At 34.3% G+C, this 18,599-nt stretch carries 17 protein-coding genes and 1 pseudogene; 2 read left to right on the forward strand and 16 right to left on the reverse strand.

Annotated features, from left to right (window positions below; genetic code table 11):
- The first annotated feature begins 205 nt into the window (after positions 1 to 205).
- Positions 206 to 1,054, forward strand: a complete 849-nt coding sequence (locus tag EJF26_RS02745) for a helix-turn-helix domain-containing protein (protein WP_000837481.1) — start codon at positions 206 to 208, stop codon at positions 1,052 to 1,054.
- A gap of 43 nt (positions 1,055 to 1,097) precedes the next feature.
- Here EJF26_RS02745 and EJF26_RS02750 read toward each other — a convergent pair whose 3' ends face one another.
- The 12 genes from EJF26_RS02750 to EJF26_RS02805 form a co-directional block, all read right to left on the reverse strand.
- Positions 1,098 to 2,960 (reverse strand): SAG1250 family conjugative relaxase, encoded by a 1,863-nt coding sequence (locus EJF26_RS02750; RefSeq protein ID WP_000261789.1) that lies wholly within the window; start codon positions 2,958 to 2,960, stop codon positions 1,098 to 1,100.
- Positions 2,947 to 3,312 (reverse strand): MobC family plasmid mobilization relaxosome protein, encoded by a 366-nt coding sequence (locus EJF26_RS02755; RefSeq protein WP_000263057.1) that lies wholly within the window; start codon positions 3,310 to 3,312, stop codon positions 2,947 to 2,949. The genes EJF26_RS02750 and EJF26_RS02755 overlap by 14 nt, the downstream gene beginning before the upstream one ends.
- A gap of 9 nt (positions 3,313 to 3,321) precedes the next feature.
- Positions 3,322 to 3,681, reverse strand: coding sequence for an SAG1252 family conjugative relaxosome accessory protein (locus tag EJF26_RS02760; RefSeq protein WP_000529548.1), 360 nt, complete (start codon positions 3,679 to 3,681; stop codon positions 3,322 to 3,324).
- A gap of 923 nt (positions 3,682 to 4,604) precedes the next feature.
- Positions 4,605 to 6,011, reverse strand: coding sequence for a Spaf_1101 family AAA-like ATPase (locus EJF26_RS10010; RefSeq protein WP_260678631.1), 1,407 nt, complete (start codon positions 6,009 to 6,011; stop codon positions 4,605 to 4,607).
- Between the two features lies 1 nt (position 6,012).
- Positions 6,013 to 7,104 (reverse strand): PHP domain-containing protein, encoded by a 1,092-nt coding sequence (locus EJF26_RS09885; RefSeq protein ID WP_004245933.1) that lies wholly within the window; start codon positions 7,102 to 7,104, stop codon positions 6,013 to 6,015.
- Between the two features lie 27 nt (positions 7,105 to 7,131).
- A complete protein-coding gene (gene pezT / locus EJF26_RS02775; protein WP_000512671.1) occupies positions 7,132 to 7,893 on the reverse strand; it encodes a type II toxin-antitoxin system toxin PezT in 762 nt (253 codons plus the stop codon).
- Positions 7,893 to 8,369, reverse strand: a complete 477-nt coding sequence (gene pezA, locus EJF26_RS02780; RefSeq protein ID WP_000579595.1) for a type II toxin-antitoxin system antitoxin PezA — start codon at positions 8,367 to 8,369, stop codon at positions 7,893 to 7,895. The genes pezT and pezA overlap by 1 nt, the downstream gene beginning before the upstream one ends.
- Positions 8,370 to 8,438: 69 nt before the next feature.
- Entirely contained in the window at positions 8,439 to 8,711 is a 273-nt protein-coding gene (locus EJF26_RS02785; RefSeq protein WP_000495447.1) for a hypothetical protein, read from the reverse strand.
- A gap of 36 nt (positions 8,712 to 8,747) precedes the next feature.
- The gene (locus EJF26_RS02790; protein ID WP_000159218.1) at positions 8,748 to 9,131 is read right to left on the reverse strand and encodes a DUF5945 family protein; all 384 of its coding nucleotides are present in this window, start codon (positions 9,129 to 9,131) and stop codon (positions 8,748 to 8,750) included.
- Positions 9,128 to 9,361 carry a DUF5965 family protein gene (locus EJF26_RS02795; RefSeq protein WP_000152426.1) on the reverse strand — a complete coding sequence of 78 codons (234 nt, stop codon included), beginning with the start codon at positions 9,359 to 9,361 and terminating at the stop codon, positions 9,128 to 9,130. The genes EJF26_RS02790 and EJF26_RS02795 overlap by 4 nt, the downstream gene beginning before the upstream one ends.
- A 50-nt stretch (positions 9,362 to 9,411) precedes the next feature.
- Positions 9,412 to 10,497 (reverse strand): toprim domain-containing protein, encoded by a 1,086-nt coding sequence (locus EJF26_RS02800; RefSeq protein WP_000401894.1) that lies wholly within the window; start codon positions 10,495 to 10,497, stop codon positions 9,412 to 9,414.
- Between the two features lie 9 nt (positions 10,498 to 10,506).
- Positions 10,507 to 11,148 (reverse strand): hypothetical protein, encoded by a 642-nt coding sequence (locus EJF26_RS02805; protein ID WP_000933089.1) that lies wholly within the window; start codon positions 11,146 to 11,148, stop codon positions 10,507 to 10,509.
- 159 nt (positions 11,149 to 11,307) lie between these two features.
- On the opposite strand from EJF26_RS02805, the gene EJF26_RS02810 reads away from it, so the two are divergent.
- On the forward strand, positions 11,308 to 11,505 hold the full coding sequence (locus tag EJF26_RS02810; protein WP_004246112.1) for a hypothetical protein: 198 nt from the start codon (positions 11,308 to 11,310) through the stop codon (positions 11,503 to 11,505).
- 13 nt (positions 11,506 to 11,518) lie between these two features.
- On the opposite strand, the gene EJF26_RS02815 is transcribed toward EJF26_RS02810, so the two are convergent.
- The 4 genes and pseudogenes from EJF26_RS02815 to EJF26_RS02830 form a co-directional block, all read right to left on the reverse strand.
- Positions 11,519 to 11,815 (reverse strand): DUF5966 family protein, encoded by a 297-nt coding sequence (locus EJF26_RS02815; protein WP_000998892.1) that lies wholly within the window; start codon positions 11,813 to 11,815, stop codon positions 11,519 to 11,521.
- A 13-nt stretch (positions 11,816 to 11,828) separates the two neighbouring features.
- Positions 11,829 to 12,113: a DUF5962 family protein gene (locus EJF26_RS02820; protein ID WP_000969635.1), complete on the reverse strand. Its 285-nt coding sequence runs from the start codon at positions 12,111 to 12,113 to the stop codon at positions 11,829 to 11,831.
- A 74-nt stretch (positions 12,114 to 12,187) separates the two neighbouring features.
- Positions 12,188 to 18,112 (reverse strand): annotated as a pseudogene (locus EJF26_RS02825) (SNF2-related protein).
- Positions 18,113 to 18,159: 47 nt separating this feature from the next.
- Positions 18,160 to 18,570 (reverse strand): thrombospondin type 3 repeat-containing protein, encoded by a 411-nt coding sequence (locus EJF26_RS02830; protein ID WP_000387506.1) that lies wholly within the window; start codon positions 18,568 to 18,570, stop codon positions 18,160 to 18,162.
- Positions 18,571 to 18,599 lie beyond the last annotated feature (29 nt).

The following is an 18,599-nucleotide window of genomic DNA, read 5'->3' on the forward strand; positions in this document are numbered from 1 at the left end:
AATAATCCAAAATAAGTATTTAGTTATAACTAAACACTTACCTGTACAGGTAAGATTCAACCTCCAACTATAATGATAATATCCATAATCAATAACAATATTCATGTAAATTTTAAAAGTTTTTTCATACTGAACATCCCTTTATTATTTATTTATTGTATAATAAATAAAAAACCTTTGAAATTTTGTTGGGAAAATGGGAAATATGAAATCAAAACTTGGTATAACACTCAGAAAAATTCGAAAAGGAAAGCAAATCAGTTTATGTTCAATTGCTGATAGTAATTTATCTAAATCTCAAATCTCTAGATTTGAACGGGGAGAATCAGAAATCTCTTGTATTCGACTAATCAATATTTTAGATAAATTACATATAACTTTGGATGAATTTATTATTCTTCATGACAATAATTCTACTAGAACTGGATCATTCGCTAACTTGGTGCAATATATTCGAAAACACTACTCCTCAAAAAATTTTACTAGTATTATTGAATTACTATCAAACTCTTCAAGTTTTAACTTAGGTCCTTATGAAAAGACAATGGTAAAATCGATTCTCTATACCACAAATAAAAATTTTCTCCCCTCGGACGAGGAATTATTACAGCTTACAGATTATCTTTTTAAAGTTGAAAACTGGGGTTACTATGAAATTATCTTATTAGGTAACTGTGTAAGAACAATTAATTATAACTCCTTTTTCCTATTAACTATAGAAATGTTAAAAAATTATCTCTATTCAACTTTGAACAAGACAAATAAACGGCTTGTTACACAGTTAGCAGTCAATTGCCTAATTGTTAGTATTGATAATGAAGAATTTCAAAATTGTAGTTTTCTAATCAAAGAAGTAAAAAAATTACTAAACAATGAATTGAACTATTATGAACAAACCGTCTTCTTATATACGTGTGGGTATTTTGAATTTAAGCGCAATCCTGCGAACGGAATCGAAAAGATGAAACAAGCACTTCAGGTGTTTGAAATTTTAGGAGAACATAATATAAAAGCACAGTACCAAGAGCACTATGACAAATATATTAATCAATAACATAAAGGTAGTTAATCTTTAACCACCATAGGATTATTTCTTGTTATTCCAATAGTATTTCTATACTAAATTTTTTATCAAAATTCTTATCATTCAGAACTTTTACAAACATTTCTAGATTTTTTATTAAGCTTTCATACTCATAAAGATAATGATCTAGCTCCTCTTGAAACGCTCTTATTTCTTCGCTTACTTGTTCTACTGTAATTGATTCTGGCAAATTTAATTTTGAAAAGTCATATCTTGCAAGCTTTCGACTGCTCACATCCTCACTCTTCAAATTGATAAGCACTTCCGCCATCTTGTTTAAGGTGGCGATTTTTTCTTGGGTTTCTTCTAGCTTCATATCAATCTCTGCAATTTCTAATACAAGCTCATCTTTGATTTCTTGGTATTGTTTGTTCGTGTTAGATAGTTCAATCATAAGATTAATTTCAGAAATCTTCTCTTGAATACTTTTTAAAGTTGGTCGTCTATATGGGAGTTTTTGGCTATCGTTGCTCAATTGTCTGATTAAGGTCCTACCCTTGATGAAAAAATTATAATCCATGTTTTCTTTATTATAGACAAAGTAAGAAGACGTTTCTCGAATGTAGACTTTATATTTTTTCTTATTGTCTTCCTCAAAAATATCTAGCTGGTAGTTAGGAATAAAGATGAGTCCACTCTGTTTGATACCAAACGAAACCCGGATATAGACACCATCATCAACCAACTTCTCTATCTGATTATCCGTAAGTTCAATCTCAAACTCATGGATAGCATCTCGTTTTTCCTTGTATTTCTTGAAGACTTCCTCGATTTCTTCAGCGGAGACTTTCTCCTTATGCAGCTCCTCTCGAAAAGTCTGAAAATCTTCCTGAAGATTTTCTAATGCTTGAATATCTCTAACTTCTCTATCTTCAAAATAACGATTAAAAAACTGAACATCGTACAATTTCTTATCGCTAATTTTTTTATGACTCAGGCTTATCTTTTTGCCATCTTCTTCTAGGGTAAACATCACATTTTTCTGTTTTAACTCGATGGTTAGATTCAACTCTTTAGCTTTTACATGCAATTCTTCTAGTGAATGAACATACTTTAATAAAAATACTAAACGACTTTCAATCTCTTGTTTGGCAAAATATGTTTTAAAAAAGTCTTCATCATATAAATCTCGTTTACTAAGTTGGCGACCTCGAATTTGTTTTACCATCGTTCTATCTGTCATCAAAAAACGGCTATGCTTTTGACTGAAATCAATCTGAACATGCAACTGCTTTGCCTTCTCTAAAAAATCATCAAACGATTTAGATTGCTGCAGCAAAAAATAAAGACGTTGTTTTAATTCAAACTTATGACTAGATTCCCTATATTTTTTATAATCTCGATAGGAATAACGTTTCTCAATAATTTTTGCACCAGCCACTTTAGAAATACGGTCTGAAATCATACGGAGGTTTCGTTCCAAGGCATAGTTCCATATCAACTTTTTATCTGAATTGCGGTCAATAGCGTTGATTAGGATGTGATTATGAACATGATCTTGGTCTGTGTGAGTTGCTACGATAAACTTAAAACGACCTCCTGTCAATTCCATCATGGTATCATAACCAATGCGGTTAATTTCTTCAGGTGTCAGATTATCTTCAGGAGAAAATGATTGAATGAGGTGATGAGCATGAATAGTTTGTTGGTGTTTTTCTTGTCGGTCGTTTCTGGATTCGTACAACTTGTCATTATTGGTGAAGTTGACATTGTACATCTCTACCATTTCTGCATGACTAGGGAAGTCCAAGTAATTGCTCATTCCAAAATCAGATACCAATTTCAAATCATCTGTTTTATCGGGATTGAGGATATACTTAATCAAACGCCTACGATATTTTTTACCATGTGTCGCAAAGTGTTTAGTAACTACCATGAAACTCCTTCAGTCTTTTCACCTCCACTTGAAATTCTTTGTCCACTTCCTTAATTAACTCTCCGACTCCTTTACTCAATTCTTGTAATTGGTCCTGAGAAATCAGATGGCTTTGATTAATCGCACGCGCAATTTGATTGATGTTATTTCCAATCCGTCTCAATTCCAAAACTAACTGTTCATAGGTATCCGTGTTAATCGTGACAAATGACATATTGGGATTAAGCAAAACTTTTCTGGCGTAGACTGAGAAATTTTGACAATTGCTCTTAGCAATCCGTTCATTCAATTGGTGTAATTCTGGATTAGTTAGAAATACTTTTTTGAGATTGGTACGATAGCGATAAACCATTACATCCTCCTACCCCATATATTTTTTACGGAACTCACGACTGAGTGGCTGCTCTTGATTCACTTCTGCAATCAATTCTTGAACGCAAGTCAATAAGATTGAAACGTGCTCTTGAGTCACTTGATGATTTTCTCTTGCGACAACCAGAACTTCATACACATCTCGACTAATCTGTTCAAACTTTTGAGACTGCCAAAGGGAGAACCAACTTTCAAAAATTCTATCCTGATAATTCTTTTTCAATAAATTTTGACGAAGAAATTCTGAGAAACTATCCACTTTTTGTTCCCTCATCATTTCTTTTATCTGTTTTTCTTCTTGTCTCGTAATTCTAAATTGCTTTCGGATTGATTTAATTTCTTGTCCCATTCTGATATCCCTTCAATATTCTACTTGTCTGACAGTGTAAGTCTACCTCACATTGTCAGTACGCTTCCTAAAGACCTCACTTGGTTCTTGTTCGGTCTTTGCGAGCTCAGATATTGTGTCCACAATATCCCAAAAATCATATCGCCAGCCGACCAAAACCTTCTAGTTTTGACAGCCAACGATAAGATAACTTGGTGGCTTCGCCCCCAAACCCCCAGTTTAAATTTGAGGATCGATTTTCTTAGGATGATATTAGGATAGCAAGGATTATTTGAAGAAGTTATCACAGATCGATTAGGGACTAATCTCTAGCCCCTCTCACACCACTGTGCGTACCGTTCGGTACACAGCGGGCCAACTAAGTTTTAACGAAAGCATTGTTCTCACTCATCTTCTCATTTTACAATTCGTTCTATCAGTGCCGTCCTATATTTATGATCAGCTTCCATCATTTACGTTTTCAGTTCACTGTCTTTTCAGGCCAGAAATTAGGATTGACAAATTTAATTAGAGAGATATTCATTTAGTTGTTCACCCTTCGCTCCATTTCCATTACAGAAATTTCTTCAATACTATGGGTTCAGCTGACTCCCATGATTCGTTGTACTACGTCCTAAACGCTCACGGAATAAGCCGTACATCTTTCCTAGTTTACTCTCGTAATTTACGTATATAGGTTACGACACCTATTTGGATTTTAGAGTTCCTCATCCGCTATATGGCTTCAAGTCACGATTCTGTTTATAGAGCCTTGATTTCGCTAATTCCTTCCTCTCCCCCCTACCTCACGATATTCACCCTTAGGAGTCGCTATTGGTTTCATCTGCAGCAGATATCCACAGAGGACTTGGACCTCAGATGTACACTATGCCTGTCGAACAAAGAAAAAAGTAGGCTAAATTTCTAACCTACTTTTTCTGGCTCTACTCTGATAAAGCCGTCTCATATATAGACATTTTATGCTTGAAGGAATCTTTCCCTCCCTCTAATTGATTGATGATATGATTTTTTATATATTTTTCACTAACATATCCCTGTGATTCAATCCATCCGTTAACTCCATCTGACTCCATAATAACAACTTGATCTGTCATAGAATTTGTTACAATTGTAGCATTATGTGTTGCTAAAATAATTTGACGTTGAGCTTTCACATCTCTAAACTGCTGAACTAAATGCCTGTAAATATAACGATTGTCTAGATTATCTTCAGGCTGATCAATAATCAATGGTCTGAAGTCTTTAGAATAATCACTATACGCTAATAAAAAATCAAGCATGGCTACAACTTTTTGTCCCAAACTTAATACACCAACTTCTTTATAGAGAATATCAAGTTGTTGTGGGGTTTCTTTGGAGTTAATATTAAATTCCAAAAATAACCTTTCATTAGCTACATGCGCTTTTAAAACTCTTTTAAACTCATTTAATAAACTACTATTCTCAATTAAAGAGTAGATACTCGTTTTTAAATGCGTAATGTTGTATTCATTAATTTCAGATTTATCTCTCCAATTATTTTCTTGTTTTGCAAAATTATCTTCAGAGATACTTTTTAAAAGCATAAAATACTTATTAGGGATATTTTGTCTTACAATGACTTTAACAAATTCTTTCATTCCTAATTCCCGATAGATAAGATATAAAACGTCTGCTACATCTTGCATACTAATTCTATAATTATAAAACGAAGAACGACTATTCTTGAAAAGATAACTTTCGAAATGCGGTTCTTCCCATCTATCAATTTGCTCATAACAAATTCTTAACTTACCAATCTGAGTTTCATTAAAATCCTCAATGATTTCGAGTATTAATTGCTTCCGCTGTTTTAAATATTCATCAAGTTCCTTTAATTTTACTTCAAACGATTCGAGTGTCTGAGTTCTTAGCCCATAGTCTGGTCTCGGTAATTTTTTATTTTTAATCATTAAATTAGAAATAAATTCTGTAATTTTTTCACCGTCAGCTGTTCTAACTAACTCATTAACAGAATATCTCCTATCAAACATTTTCTCTAAAATTCTAGTTTTATCAACTAATCTAAAATAGTTACCTTCAACTTTATAAACTTTTGTGTACTGAGACCGTGTCCATTCTTTAATAGAGTCAGAATTAAATCTATAAGAATAGCCAAACCTATTCTCTCGATTTTGCCCATAATATTGTAAAATATTATCCTTATTTTCTTGTTTGACATCTGGCAAACTAACTTCAATAATATATTCAGTTTCTTCTAAAACATAGAGTACAAAAGCATTTGCATGGTTACATAGAAATTCCAATTTGCTTTGCTTATCACAATCTTGAGAAAGTACAAATTGTAACATATCAATTAATGTGCTTTTCCCCTGTACCTCTCCCTCCAATTAAACAATTCATAGATGGTGAAAATGTTAAAAAGAAGTCTTTATCTTTTTTTAATTTATCACCTGCAAGAAAACTTCTATTTTCCCCACGATTTTCTATATATAATCCTTTTATATAAGACTTTTGTTTAAAGCTTGGCTCACATAAACTAACTGATACATTATAATCAAACAATGCTTCTTGAAACATCTTGAAAGAAATTTTTCCACCTTTCAACCACAGATTGTTCTTCCCGAGTGAATCAATTTCGTGAGAATCATTATCTAATAGAAAATTGGGCTCACAATTAAAATCTGTTAATAGTTTTTTTCTAGAACCTTCAACAGAATTTATATTTTTAACACCAATAAATCGTATGTTTTCTTTAGAAAAAATTTTTCGTTTATATGCACCTGATAAGTGAGAACCTTTTTTCAAAATGTTATAACTATTGAAATGAGCAATATAATTAACTATTTTTTGATTATTGAAATCTTTCATGATAGTCAGTGAATGTTGATAACTTCCATCTTTCTCACTTATAATATTTTCACTTAACCATTGATTAACCCATGACTCTTGTTCATAATCATATATACATACAATATGCAATTTATCCGCTGCACTAATTTCTACTCCATGTAAAATATGAGGATGTATATCATAATTCGGATAAGTTTGCATTATGATTGAGACTGCCTTTTGCAACTTTTTAATACCTTTGGTAGTATTATGATCAGTTACTACAACTATTTCTATTCCATTTTTTATGATTGCCTCTGCTAACATAAGAAAACTAATATATTCTTTTGAACTAGAAAAAACAACCTTATCAAAATTACTAAAAAAAATTGTCTTATCAACTTTTATTTTCTTATTTTCAAAAAATATATCATATAGTTCATCTTCAGTAATTTTTCTATATTTCGTTGCAGTCCAATTAGAAAATAGCTTGTAATCATAAGAAACAGGTGTATGCAAATGAATTAAAGTCTTGTGAAAGCTACCGAATTTCTCTTTGGAATTTGTTAGTTCTTGATAAACAGACTTTATCTTGTTATTAAACCCTCTCACTTCTACTCTCCTAAAAATATAAATTGTTTATTTTTCAAGTAATTCATTAAGTCTCTTTTCCCCCACCTTCAACATCTCTTTCTCTACCTGACTCCACTCCCCAAACAGTAACTCTTGAAGAATATCTGCTGCTGGAGCTGTATTTTCTTTTGAATCATATACACAACTTCTATCTCGTTGATAAATTTGAATTCTTTCAAAGATAGCTAGTTCTTCCAATTGTCGTGTATTATCAACTAGATGATTTACAATGAAATCATGATGTTCTTTTGGAGTTGCGCGTGCTTGATTTGGATTGATAGCGTACAATTCTTCGTATCGGATAAGGGTGCTCAGATAGGACAATTCGGGCTTTGTTGCGATTATGGCTAATTGTACTTCATATCCCTTACTTTTCAAGTGTTGTGCTGTTTCCTTTGGAACATCAATTGTTCGTAAAGTTCCCTCTATCAAAAGATTGTATCCCAAATGACTCAATTCGGTTACTAAAGACTCTACCATTTTCCCTGCAAAATCTTTGGTGTATTCAACACTATCTTTGCCATATGCTTGCTGCAGTTCTAAATAGTGTGGATGCTGAGAACGAAAACTATCGCCATCTATGATAACAATATTTCCTTGAAATTCTTTCTGTTTAATACGATGAATTGTAGTCTTACCAGCACCACTTTGCCCTCCAAGTAAAATCGCTATAGGTTGCTTACTGGACTTTTTTCCTCTTGTCAGTGAGCGAATGTTCCTTGCTAAAGCCTGTTTAAATTGACTATCGGTATAATCTTGGATTCCCATTAGGCTGCCATCCGTTTTTCAGATATCTCTAACATACGTTCAATTCCATCCAAATAGCCGCTATATCTCTCTATTTCATCAAAAGTTTCTACTAAATAGATATTCGTATGAATCAAGTCAGATAGATCATCACTCATTAAAACCCAAGGATTAGATTCATCATCAACTCTAATTCCCTGACTATCTTGATAACGATAGAGTCGAGATAATAGAATAGCACCTCTTTCTTTCACAATTTCAATTTTTAAAGTCAATTCATAATCTTCAACAGGATTGAGCATTTTATCTTCTCCTACAATATCGACATAAGATACATTAAACTTCTGGCAGATGATATCTATTAGTTCCGTAGAGACTGAACTAGAGCCATTTTCATAACGACTCAAACTATTTCGAGAAATTCCTATAATTCGGGCAAATTCAGGTTGTGTTAAGTCATGTGATTTACGTAAGGATTTTATGTTCTTTCCAATCATGGCAAACTCCTTTTATTTGATACCACTATTATAACATTTAGAAAAAATAAATGCACCATTTTTGGTGCGTTATTGACTATTTTTCCTAAATCTCTCTAAATTCTTCTCCAATTGTTCCATATGAAGTTGATTCTTAGCTTCCTTTAATGTGTCGTCCAACGTTTCTTCTCTATAAGTTGATTCTGTTTTTATCTGTTCTAATCCTTTATCTGGAGTGAAAATGATATCTAGTAGTCGGTCTATTTTTTCAAGATCTTGGACAGACATATCAGATAGTCTATGAATCAGCTTTTTAAATACATCACTATTGTCGTTATTTTTCTTAAAAAATGTTGTAAACATCTATAACCTCTCAAAAAAGCAGCCTATCAGGACTGCTTAGTGTAATTCAGAAATCGCATCATAAATTGACTGCAATTTCTTATTGTCTTTATTCTTTGTGTCAATCAACGTATGTAGCTCTTCAATTTTCTTTTGACTGCTTTGAATATCGCTATTGTTATCCGCAATAAGTCTTTTAAGATGTTGCTGATAACTTGTAGTGATATCTGTCTCTTTTCCTGTTCTAACCTCTGTAACTTTGGGTTTAGAACTAGAATTTGATTCCGTCACAGGTGCTTGTTTGCGCTTTTGAAAAGCTGCTTCATAATTTACTTCATTACCTCCTTGATGATTTCCAAATAAGGCCGCAATTTTATCTGGATCTTCTTGATTTTCTGATTTACTTTCTAATGGTTGATTAAAATTCCAATCTTTTGTCATTCACTCATTTCATCCTTTCTAAATTCAGAATCATCGAATTGTCTTTCTTTACCAAAGGCATGGTCAAGAGCTTCTTCAAAACTCATGTGACTGATGCTTTGACGCCTTTTGAACGTCGCAAACATCGCTGTCTCCAGTTGTTCTTTGTAAGTAGCGAGTTTTTCTGTCTCTCTTGCTACCTTACTCTCTTGCCTAGTGACCTTTTCTTCTAAGCGTTCAATAATGGTCATATACGATCCTCCTTCATTCTAATATTAGCTAAAACATCTTGATTTTGTTATCACAATTCTAAACATTGAGAGGTTTGTCTTACTGGTTGATTCCTCAATGTCTCTTTTGTAGTCTCGATCATCAATTGTAAATCTGATTTCTTTTCTCGAAGAATATCGTTCCAGTCTCTTTTTTCTTTCCCAGATTCATTATCAGGTAAATCCAGTAAAACAGGAAATCCTGATTGAGATAACTTATCAGAAAAATCTTTACCTGCATCATCACAATCTACTGCCAGTGTAAATAAATCAGGATGATTATCAAAATAGCTGGTGGTATCACGAATTGTATTGATTAAAGGGAATAACTTTGAAGGTATTACTGTATCTAAAAATTCCAATTTCTGATTTTCGTCAGCTATCAGTCGTAAAGTTTGATAAGCAACTACAGACCTTTTTAATCCCTCCATAGATACCAAACGAACATCAGATAGATTTTGTTGATGAAGTTCGTAATAGCTCATCAAGTCGACGAACGATTCACAAAAGACCAGTCTATTTGGTTTACCAATATCAAAAGATATTCCAATATGTCCATGGCTTCCTTTTAGAATCGTTTTCAGCCTCTCTCTAGGAAGAGAGTGATTCTTATAAATCCCTTGTAAGCTTGCTGCCTGCAGCTTGTGACGATGATCATAGCTTTTAAAAACGATAACAGGTTCAACTGTTTCATTTGTTTTCCAACTAGCTTGTGCTATCAAACCTTGTTGAATCATCTTTTGTATGTTTTCTTCTGAGATTCCTCTATATTCTGTTAAATAATATCTAGCCAGACTGCAGTTAGAATCTTCTACACTCTTTAAAGGATAATAAAATGGTCTCTCTCTTTTTTCTTGAACAGCTTCTTTTTGAAAAGGTTCTTCAGAAAGAAATGCTAGAGCTTCTTTAAAGGAAATTCCCTTAACAAGTCGAACAAAATCAATGACATCACCTTGAATATCTCTTGAAAACCATTTAAAAGTATTGGTAGTTGAAAAAATCCGAAATGAATCGTGTTCAGAATGCTCATAGACACCGTTCGAAACTTGTTTAAAGGAGATACCTAAACGATTGGCTACATCAAGAATTGAAATTTGCTTACATTCTTCTATTTCCATACAATATCATCATTTTGTCGTAGTATTTGGCAGTGATGGTATTGATGATGATTCTTCTAAAGTTTTAGGAGTGGCCTTATCTAAATCATCTAACCCAGATTTCCAAACCTGCACTTGATTAACCAATAACTTACCAGGTAGTTTAGAATAGGACAATTTAACAGTTCTTGTTTCTGTCTGATTGGTCTTTGATTGGTTGGCATTCTTTAAATCGGATACATAGGTTAGATTATAAGAGACCATGGCAATGGCTTGATTCGTAGTCTGATTGACAAAGATATCAGCTTTTTCAAAATGGTAATCCAAAATATAATCCTTATACACTTGGTTCATGGCATCATTTTGACTTGACAATTCTTGAGAATAAGCTGATTCAGTCATATAAGGTTGAATACGTGTATTATTTTCTCCGAGCTTTTCTTTCGTATAGTACTGAGTCAAAAATTCTTTTACAGTATCAGATGACAAAATACTTGCTTTATCTTCTGCTTGTTTGTCCTCTACAAGTTTAGCTGCAGCCAATTCAATCTCTTTACGACTTTGTTTAGCAGTAGAATGTTGACCAACAGTATATCCCATCATGAGAATAAAGCTAGTTGCAGCCACTGCTCCAACACTAATTAAGGCTTTAGTTTTGACTTTATTTAACATCTTAGACCTTCTTTCTATAAGAACTAGGTCAAGAATAACAAAAAGAACTTGTAAGTTTTATCACACCACAACGAAAGGTGATTCCTTCATTTCAGGAGCAAAATCGTACAGTTCAGAGAAAAATATCAAAACTAGCTGTCTTCAGCTTATGATATAAATATGAACAAATTAAAAGAAGAAAATTTGAGAAGAGCTCTTTCTCATATTGAACGACATAGACAAGCCATAAATACAGGTAATAATAGTGAGGATAATGATTTTCATAAATTATTACTCCAATTTAGCTATGAAGTATATGAAAGAATCAAGGCAAATAAAAAACCTTATCCGAATTTAGATTCAGATAAAGTCTTTTGACTATCTAAAAAGTTCACATTTTTTTATTATTTATGAAGTTAAAGAAGCGCCAACTAAATCCTAGAACCAACATCAGATTGATGAAAAGGTACACAGCCGTAAAACTAGTTAAACCATGTTGTCTGATATCATCAAAGTATAAAGTCGGTTCAGTAAAGAACAGATAAATTCCATAGACCTCCACGAAAATAAGAAAACTGATAAAACCAATAAGGAAAAGTCCACTGGCAATAAGAAAGAGTCTCCATAAAAGAATGAGAATTCCTCCTACTGCTAAAAAAATTACTGGGATAAGGAGTAAATCATTCATGACTTTCTCCTTTCTAGTCAATCAATTGACGATAATGGGTGGCAAGAGAGGAATCAAACTCTTCTAATTTTTGAACTAAGTCCAAATATTCCTCTTTCTCATGTTCTTCAAAGTCCACACCTCGATGATTCTGAAGAGCGATTTCCAATTGACTAGTAAGTTCTCGTATAGAAAAGCTGTAATCGCCTGTCACTTCCTCATAATGTTCCTTTAACTCCTTGTAGGCTTGGTATTCTTCAGGTGTTTGAAATCCCTGTACCAAAGCCTCTTCTAATTGATAATAGGTATCTTCCATCATAATCGTTACCTCGTTTCTTTCTATCTTTATTCTACCGCGCTTTTCTTTTCTTGTCCGCTATTTATATCTATTTTTTAATCCAATTCAAAAGAAAGTTGCTCCTGCTTTTCTTTTCCTTTTTCGTGGAATTGTCTTAAGGCCTGATCAATAATATCTAAATCCGTTTCTGTTTCAATCAATGGCGCGAGTACATCGTATTCGGCCTTTTTAGTTTGATAATCCTCTTCCTTTGGAAAATTTTTCTCAATTTCAACTTTAGCAGTAGTCCATTTATCCTTTAATTCATCCAATAAGTTCTGAGTTTTCACTTGGTCCTCTTTAATGTGATCAATCGTATGTTGGAGCCTTTGAATTGTCCCCAAGCCTTTGAATTGTCCCCAAAGGAGAATACAAATCTAAACTGACAGAATACAGATTTTCTCCTACAATCTTAACAGAGAAGGTTTCAGGAAGAGGTTGATTTGTTGGAAGACTAAGCATTTTAATATCAAATCCTCGATAACTGGCTAGGGTACGAAATTCTTTGCTGTCAGCTTGATTATGACGGATAAGACGGTGTAGGGATTCCCCTGCTTCAGCTCGTTGATCAAAAGCTTGCTTACCTACCGTCATAGAAAATGCCTGGTCTTTCGATATTTCAGACTGTTGAATATCGCCTTCATACTTGCTTAATCGTTTCTCTAGAATGGGTATATTTTCTTCACAGTAAGAGATTGTATGACGATAGTGATCCTTGCTGCGTTGAAAGGCACGTCTTTGATTTTCTAATAGAGTTAGATCATTCTCTAGTTCCATCTTATATTTGAGATAAGGATTACCTGTTGCTAGTGCCTTAAAATCAGAAGCTGTCATAGTCTGTTCATCAATGTCTTCCGCAGCACGAATCGGCTCCTTAGAAGTCATAATCTGCTTAATATAACGGAGTTTGTTCTCCTGAGTTGCCCAAAGATAATTATCAAACGAACCTTTAGTAATGTAGTGGTAAATATCCACTTCCTTATTTTCATTTCCCTGTCGGATAATACGTCCATTGCGTTGTTGAATGTCACTTGGTCTCCACGGTACATCTAGGTGGTGAACTGCTTTCATCTTGTTCTGAACATTTAAACCTGTTCCTCCTTTTTCAGTTGATGCAAGTAAGATACGCACTTCTCCTGCATTAACCTTTCGAGATAAACTATTCTTCTTTTCATCACTATTGGCATCATGTACAAAGGCAATTTCCTTACTAGGGATTCCTCTATCAACTAATAATGCCTTAATCTCAGAATAAACATCAAAGCCATTGTCCTTTTTCTTAGGTGTCCCAATATCTGAAAAAATCATCTGAGTAGCCTTATTTTCCATTCCCTCACGATAAATTCTTTCAACATTATCAACTACCTGAAGCAGTTTATGATTGTCTGCTAGACTATAACTAGAGTCCAATAAACGCATATCAATTGCTAGTTTTCGTGCCTCACCTGTTATCTTTAACATGTTATCCTGACTCGGATCAACTGTTCCACATTTGACCATATCTGACCTCATAACTAATTCTTCTAAATAGAGTTTCTGGTTTTCAGTTAACTCACTCTCAATAGGGATAATATGAGCTTCTGGAACAGGTAAATCCAACATATCTTGTGTTTGAATGTCGGCTGTTTCTTTATAGATTTTCATCAACTCAGGTAGATTGACAAACTTTTTAAATCGTTTCTTAGGTTGGTACTTATCCCCTGTAGGAGCTAATTCCATAGAGTTTTGAATTTCTCCAAAAGCACCTACCCAAGAGTCAAAATAATCAACTTGATAGCGTTTTAAGATATCTGGTTGAATATAGTTCATCATAGTATATAACTCACTAATAGAATTGGAAACAGGTGTTCCTGTCGCAAAGACAATATTTTTAAAATCATGTTCTTCCTGAATCTGTCGAACCTTCATTTCCATATCCACGTTCTTCTTAGAGGTTGTATTGGTAATCCCAGCTACATTTCCAAGTCCAGTTATTGGATGAATATTTTTAAAGTGATGTGCTTCATCCACAAAGAGAAAATCAATTCCTAAGTTCTCAAAATCAATAAAACTATCACGATTAAAGCGTTGGAGTTCTTCCAATTGTTTCTCTAGACCACTTATTGATTGCTCTGCTTCTTTAACGGTATACTTATTTTCAGAATGTGTTTTAATCTCTCGTAGTTCATTGAGTTTATCCTCGATATAATTCATCTGTCTTTCCTTACTGACAGGGATTTTTTCAAATTGAGAATCCCCAATGACAATGGCATCGTAATCTCCTGTAATAATACGTGACACAAATTGTTTTCTTCTCGCCTTCACAAAATCTTTCTTAGTGGTCACAAAGACCTTTTTAGTAGGGAAAAATTTCATGATTTCTTGGCCAAATTGAGCAGACAAACTAGAGGGCACCACATACAAGGGCTTATGAACCATCCCCAACTCCTTTAATTTAAACCCAGCACCAAGCATGGTCAAGGTCTTTCCTGAACCTACCTCATGAGCTAACAAGGCTCTTTTTTCTTCTACGATTCTTTGAATGGCATTCTCTTGGTGAGGACGAAGACTGATGTTTTGTGCCAAGCCATCAATGACTAGATGGCTACCGTCATACTCTCGACTAACCGTTCGATTATAAAGACGATTATAGCTTTCCTCAATGACTTGTTGGACTTCTGGATACCGTGATACAAATTCTTGAAAGAGCTCTTGTAAATGCTGCTCTTTTGCTCTTAGAACAGAGGTTTTTTCCAAATCTGTGATGGTCTTTTTCTTTTCTCCTTCCGTAACAGTCATGGTAATCGTCGGTTGGTTCGAATTAAGTAAATTCTCAAAAACCTTTCTTCCTGTATCATAACGTGACCCACTGACTCCAAGACTACTATCTTTGGCACTTGGATAGCGATAAGCAAATGATGTCCTTAAATGAACCTGGCCATCGACAGGATTCACTTCAATGACTTGTTCAACATCAGGCGAAGACAATTCAAATTCACGATTGGTAAAACATTCAAAGGCAAATTTACCATAAACGGATTGAGGAATCCAACGTGACCCTATTTTAAACTCAATATCTGCCAGATGAATCCTTGGAGGGCGAACAGATTCTAACAAATCTAAAGCATGGTTCCAATCATATTCTTTGTTGTTTTCCTCCACTAATAGTTGAACTACTTCTATCTTGTTGAGAATGTCTCCTGATAAAAACTGGTTCTTAGAAAGATATTTTCTTTCCCCTCTTAAATAGCTTTCTGGATCTATTAAAATCTGGTCACCTAACTCATCTAAAATAGCAGCTTGGCTATGTTCGGGATAAATTGATACCATATAGTTTAAATCAACTCCTCTACCATCCGATAAACTGGAATTTAAGGCATCTAAAGCCGTTGAAAATCTTGTAATCTCTCTCCGGCCTAACCAATGCTTTCTCAAAGGCTAAAGATTTTTTATATTTTACTTTCTGACTTTTAGAATCAATGTATTCATCTTCTAAACTTGCTAGTAAGGAATACTTATCGTCACTATCAAATAAGTTCCGATTAACGGAGGCATTCAAGTATCCAAATTGACTTACAAAGCGGTCATAGTCACGATTCAATTTGCCAAGCAATTCCTGAAAATCAGCCCGACTATAATCTGGATGACGTTGAATTTCAATTAAGGCTTGATAGGTCTCTCTCAAATCAACCATGCCCTTAATACGACTAATGTCCTTATCCGATAAGGAACTTTCATAAAAGACAGTTTTTTTGAACAGTCCCTTATATTTCCCTCTTTTACTCGCTTCTTCTGACTTGTAAACATCTAGTGCTTCCTCATCTGTCATCTGATACCCCCTTAACATTGAGGGTTCCTCCATTAAAATTTCGTACCTCATATTGACCCAAAACTTGTGTATTGTATTTCCCATCAAAATAAGGATTGATCCAGACACGCTTATCCTCCTCAAAGGGAATAGAGCCACTAAAGACAAGTTCCTCCTCATTAAGATTCTTTGCTTGATCCTTTTGGAAAAAGAGGAGATATGTAGTCACTCGAGTACCTGCAATGCTTTTAAAAGCCGTATCCGGCAAACGGACTCCCCCTAAAAAATGAGTGTTGGTTTTAATCTCTTGTAAGACATTATCTGTCCGCTTATCCATTGTCCCGATAGATGAGATAATCGACACTTGTCCTCCGTCTCTTACTAAATCAAGTGAGTGTTTGACAAAGTAGTCGTGAATCATGTAAGGTTTATCATAGTTTTTATCGGCAATGCGAAAATTTCCAAAAGGAACATTCGTTAAGACTAAATCAAAACTATTATTTTGATAGGGAACTTCTTCAAATCCTCGCACTTCAATATGGGTTTTGGGGTGGAGTTGTTTTGCGATTGCGCCTGTCACACTGTCTAATTCAACCCCATAGAGTTCTGATTTCTCTCGTATACTGCTAGGCATCGCCGCAAAGAAGTTCCCAGTCCCCATAGAAGGATCTAATATCCTCCCTCCCTCAAAACCATCATCCAGTAATTTTTGCCAAATCTGGCGAATAATCATTGGGTCTGTATAATAGGCTGTGAGAGAACTTTGTTTCATGGCGGAGTATTCTGATTTACTTACTAAACTCTTGAGAGTTAAACGTTCTGATTCATACTTTGGATTGAGTTCATCAAAAAATTCATTGGCAAGACCGCCCCAGCCTACATACTTGGCTAGTAGTTCTTGTTCTTCTGGGTTCGCTTGTCGTTTCTCTTTTTCTAATCTTTTAACAAGATCTATTGCGGCGATATTCGTTTCGACTTTTTCTCGATTTGTCTTAGGATAAAAATCCTCTAAATCGTCTGGAAAAACAAAATCCTGAACAGGGATATCCAACCCTTCTATACTTGAACTAAGTGGTAGTGATTCTGTTTCCTTCTCCTTTTCTTCATCCAGATAGGAAAACAAATCTATTTCCTGACTTTCACTTGATGAATCAATCTCAATCTCTGAATCTTCTTTTTCAAGTTCTACATGAGACAATACTTTTTCAATCTCTTCCAAACTGTTCAAGTATAAGATAGGATTTTCTTCAAATAACTGGTTGGAATCATTGAATAGTTCTAGGCGAACTAAGTCATTTAACTGGGCATTTTCAATCGAAACCAACTGAAATACTTGTCCTTTATAACTTACTTGTGAACCGATTGGATATTCCCTCAAAGCTTCTTCTACAGTTTTATCTACTTTAGATAGGGAATGAACTTCCACATTTTCTTCTACCTGGTCAATATTATCTAAAGGTAAGACCGCTTCCGCTACTTGCTTAGACTTTTCTCTTAAAGCCTTTACTTCATCAAAATGAGTAATAATCTTCAGCTTCTGTGTCAGTGGGAGTTGTTGGTAGTTTTCTTCATGATGGACAAGTTCCGTTACTGTATCTAAAGTAGCCATCAATTCAGAACCCAAATAGGCTAGAACATCTCCTTCTTTTTCTTCAAAATGAATCTCAAGAACTTCTTTTTTTAGTTCTTTGGAATCAACCATTAGAAGAAACTCCTCTATATCTCTACTAATGCGGTCAGATAGATTATTCGCAACCCGATAGACATTGACTAAATTGACATCCTGATTCTGATGAAATACAAGCTCACTTAATGGTGTTAGCTTCTCTTTTTCAGATTGGATGTAAAATCGAGTGAAAAGATTATAGGTTGCGACTTCTAGCACCAAGTTTTTCTCAAAATTACTTAATTGAGATAATTTACTTAGACCTGCTTGTCCAAAATTTCTTGTGTAACTTTCTAAATCTTGGTCATTATTTTCAGAACTGGCCTCTAGGAAAGAAATAATATCTTGATGAAACGAATAGACATGAGGTATCTCTTCTATCTTGCCCTCTTCAGTCAAAAAACTCTCTACCAAATCCTGCCATTTCTCATCAAAATGTTGCGCTTGATAACGAAGAAATAAGTCCATTTTCTCTCTATCTTTTGGAATTGTTCCACGAAACATAGCCAATAATTCCATTACTTCCATACTCGCTCCTTTCATCTATACGAAAATAGGAGAATCACATGATTCCCCTACAACTCTATCTCCATTTCAACCTCTTGAGGACTGATTTCTAAATCACTAGATAAAAGAGAAACGGCATCCGTTCTCATGTAGTAAGTATATAAGTCTTCTAGGTTTTGTTGGTTTTCAATCCCTGTTTCAATACTAATCAGAGCCTGTATAAATTCCTTGTAGTGACTCTCCATCATATCTGAAATCTTTTGTTTCATTTCCATAAATACTGAGGACGGTTCAATGATACTTGTTTGGTCTATGTCTTGTAAATCCTTTTCTAAGGGATTGGTTCCTTCTTCTATTTCCACTAAATCTGAACGTCCATCACCATCAGAATCTGCGCTAAGAGGATTGGTTCCTAGCGCCAATTCTTGAGCATCAGTTAATCCATCTTGATCCGAATCACGTTGATAAATGGCTTCCATATACTTCCTTCTTTCCTAGTTAATCTTTT

It is taken from the genome of Streptococcus oralis subsp. dentisani (assembly GCF_007475365.1).
In the GTDB taxonomy this organism is placed as follows: Bacteria; Bacillota; Bacilli; order Lactobacillales; family Streptococcaceae; genus Streptococcus; species Streptococcus mitis_AX.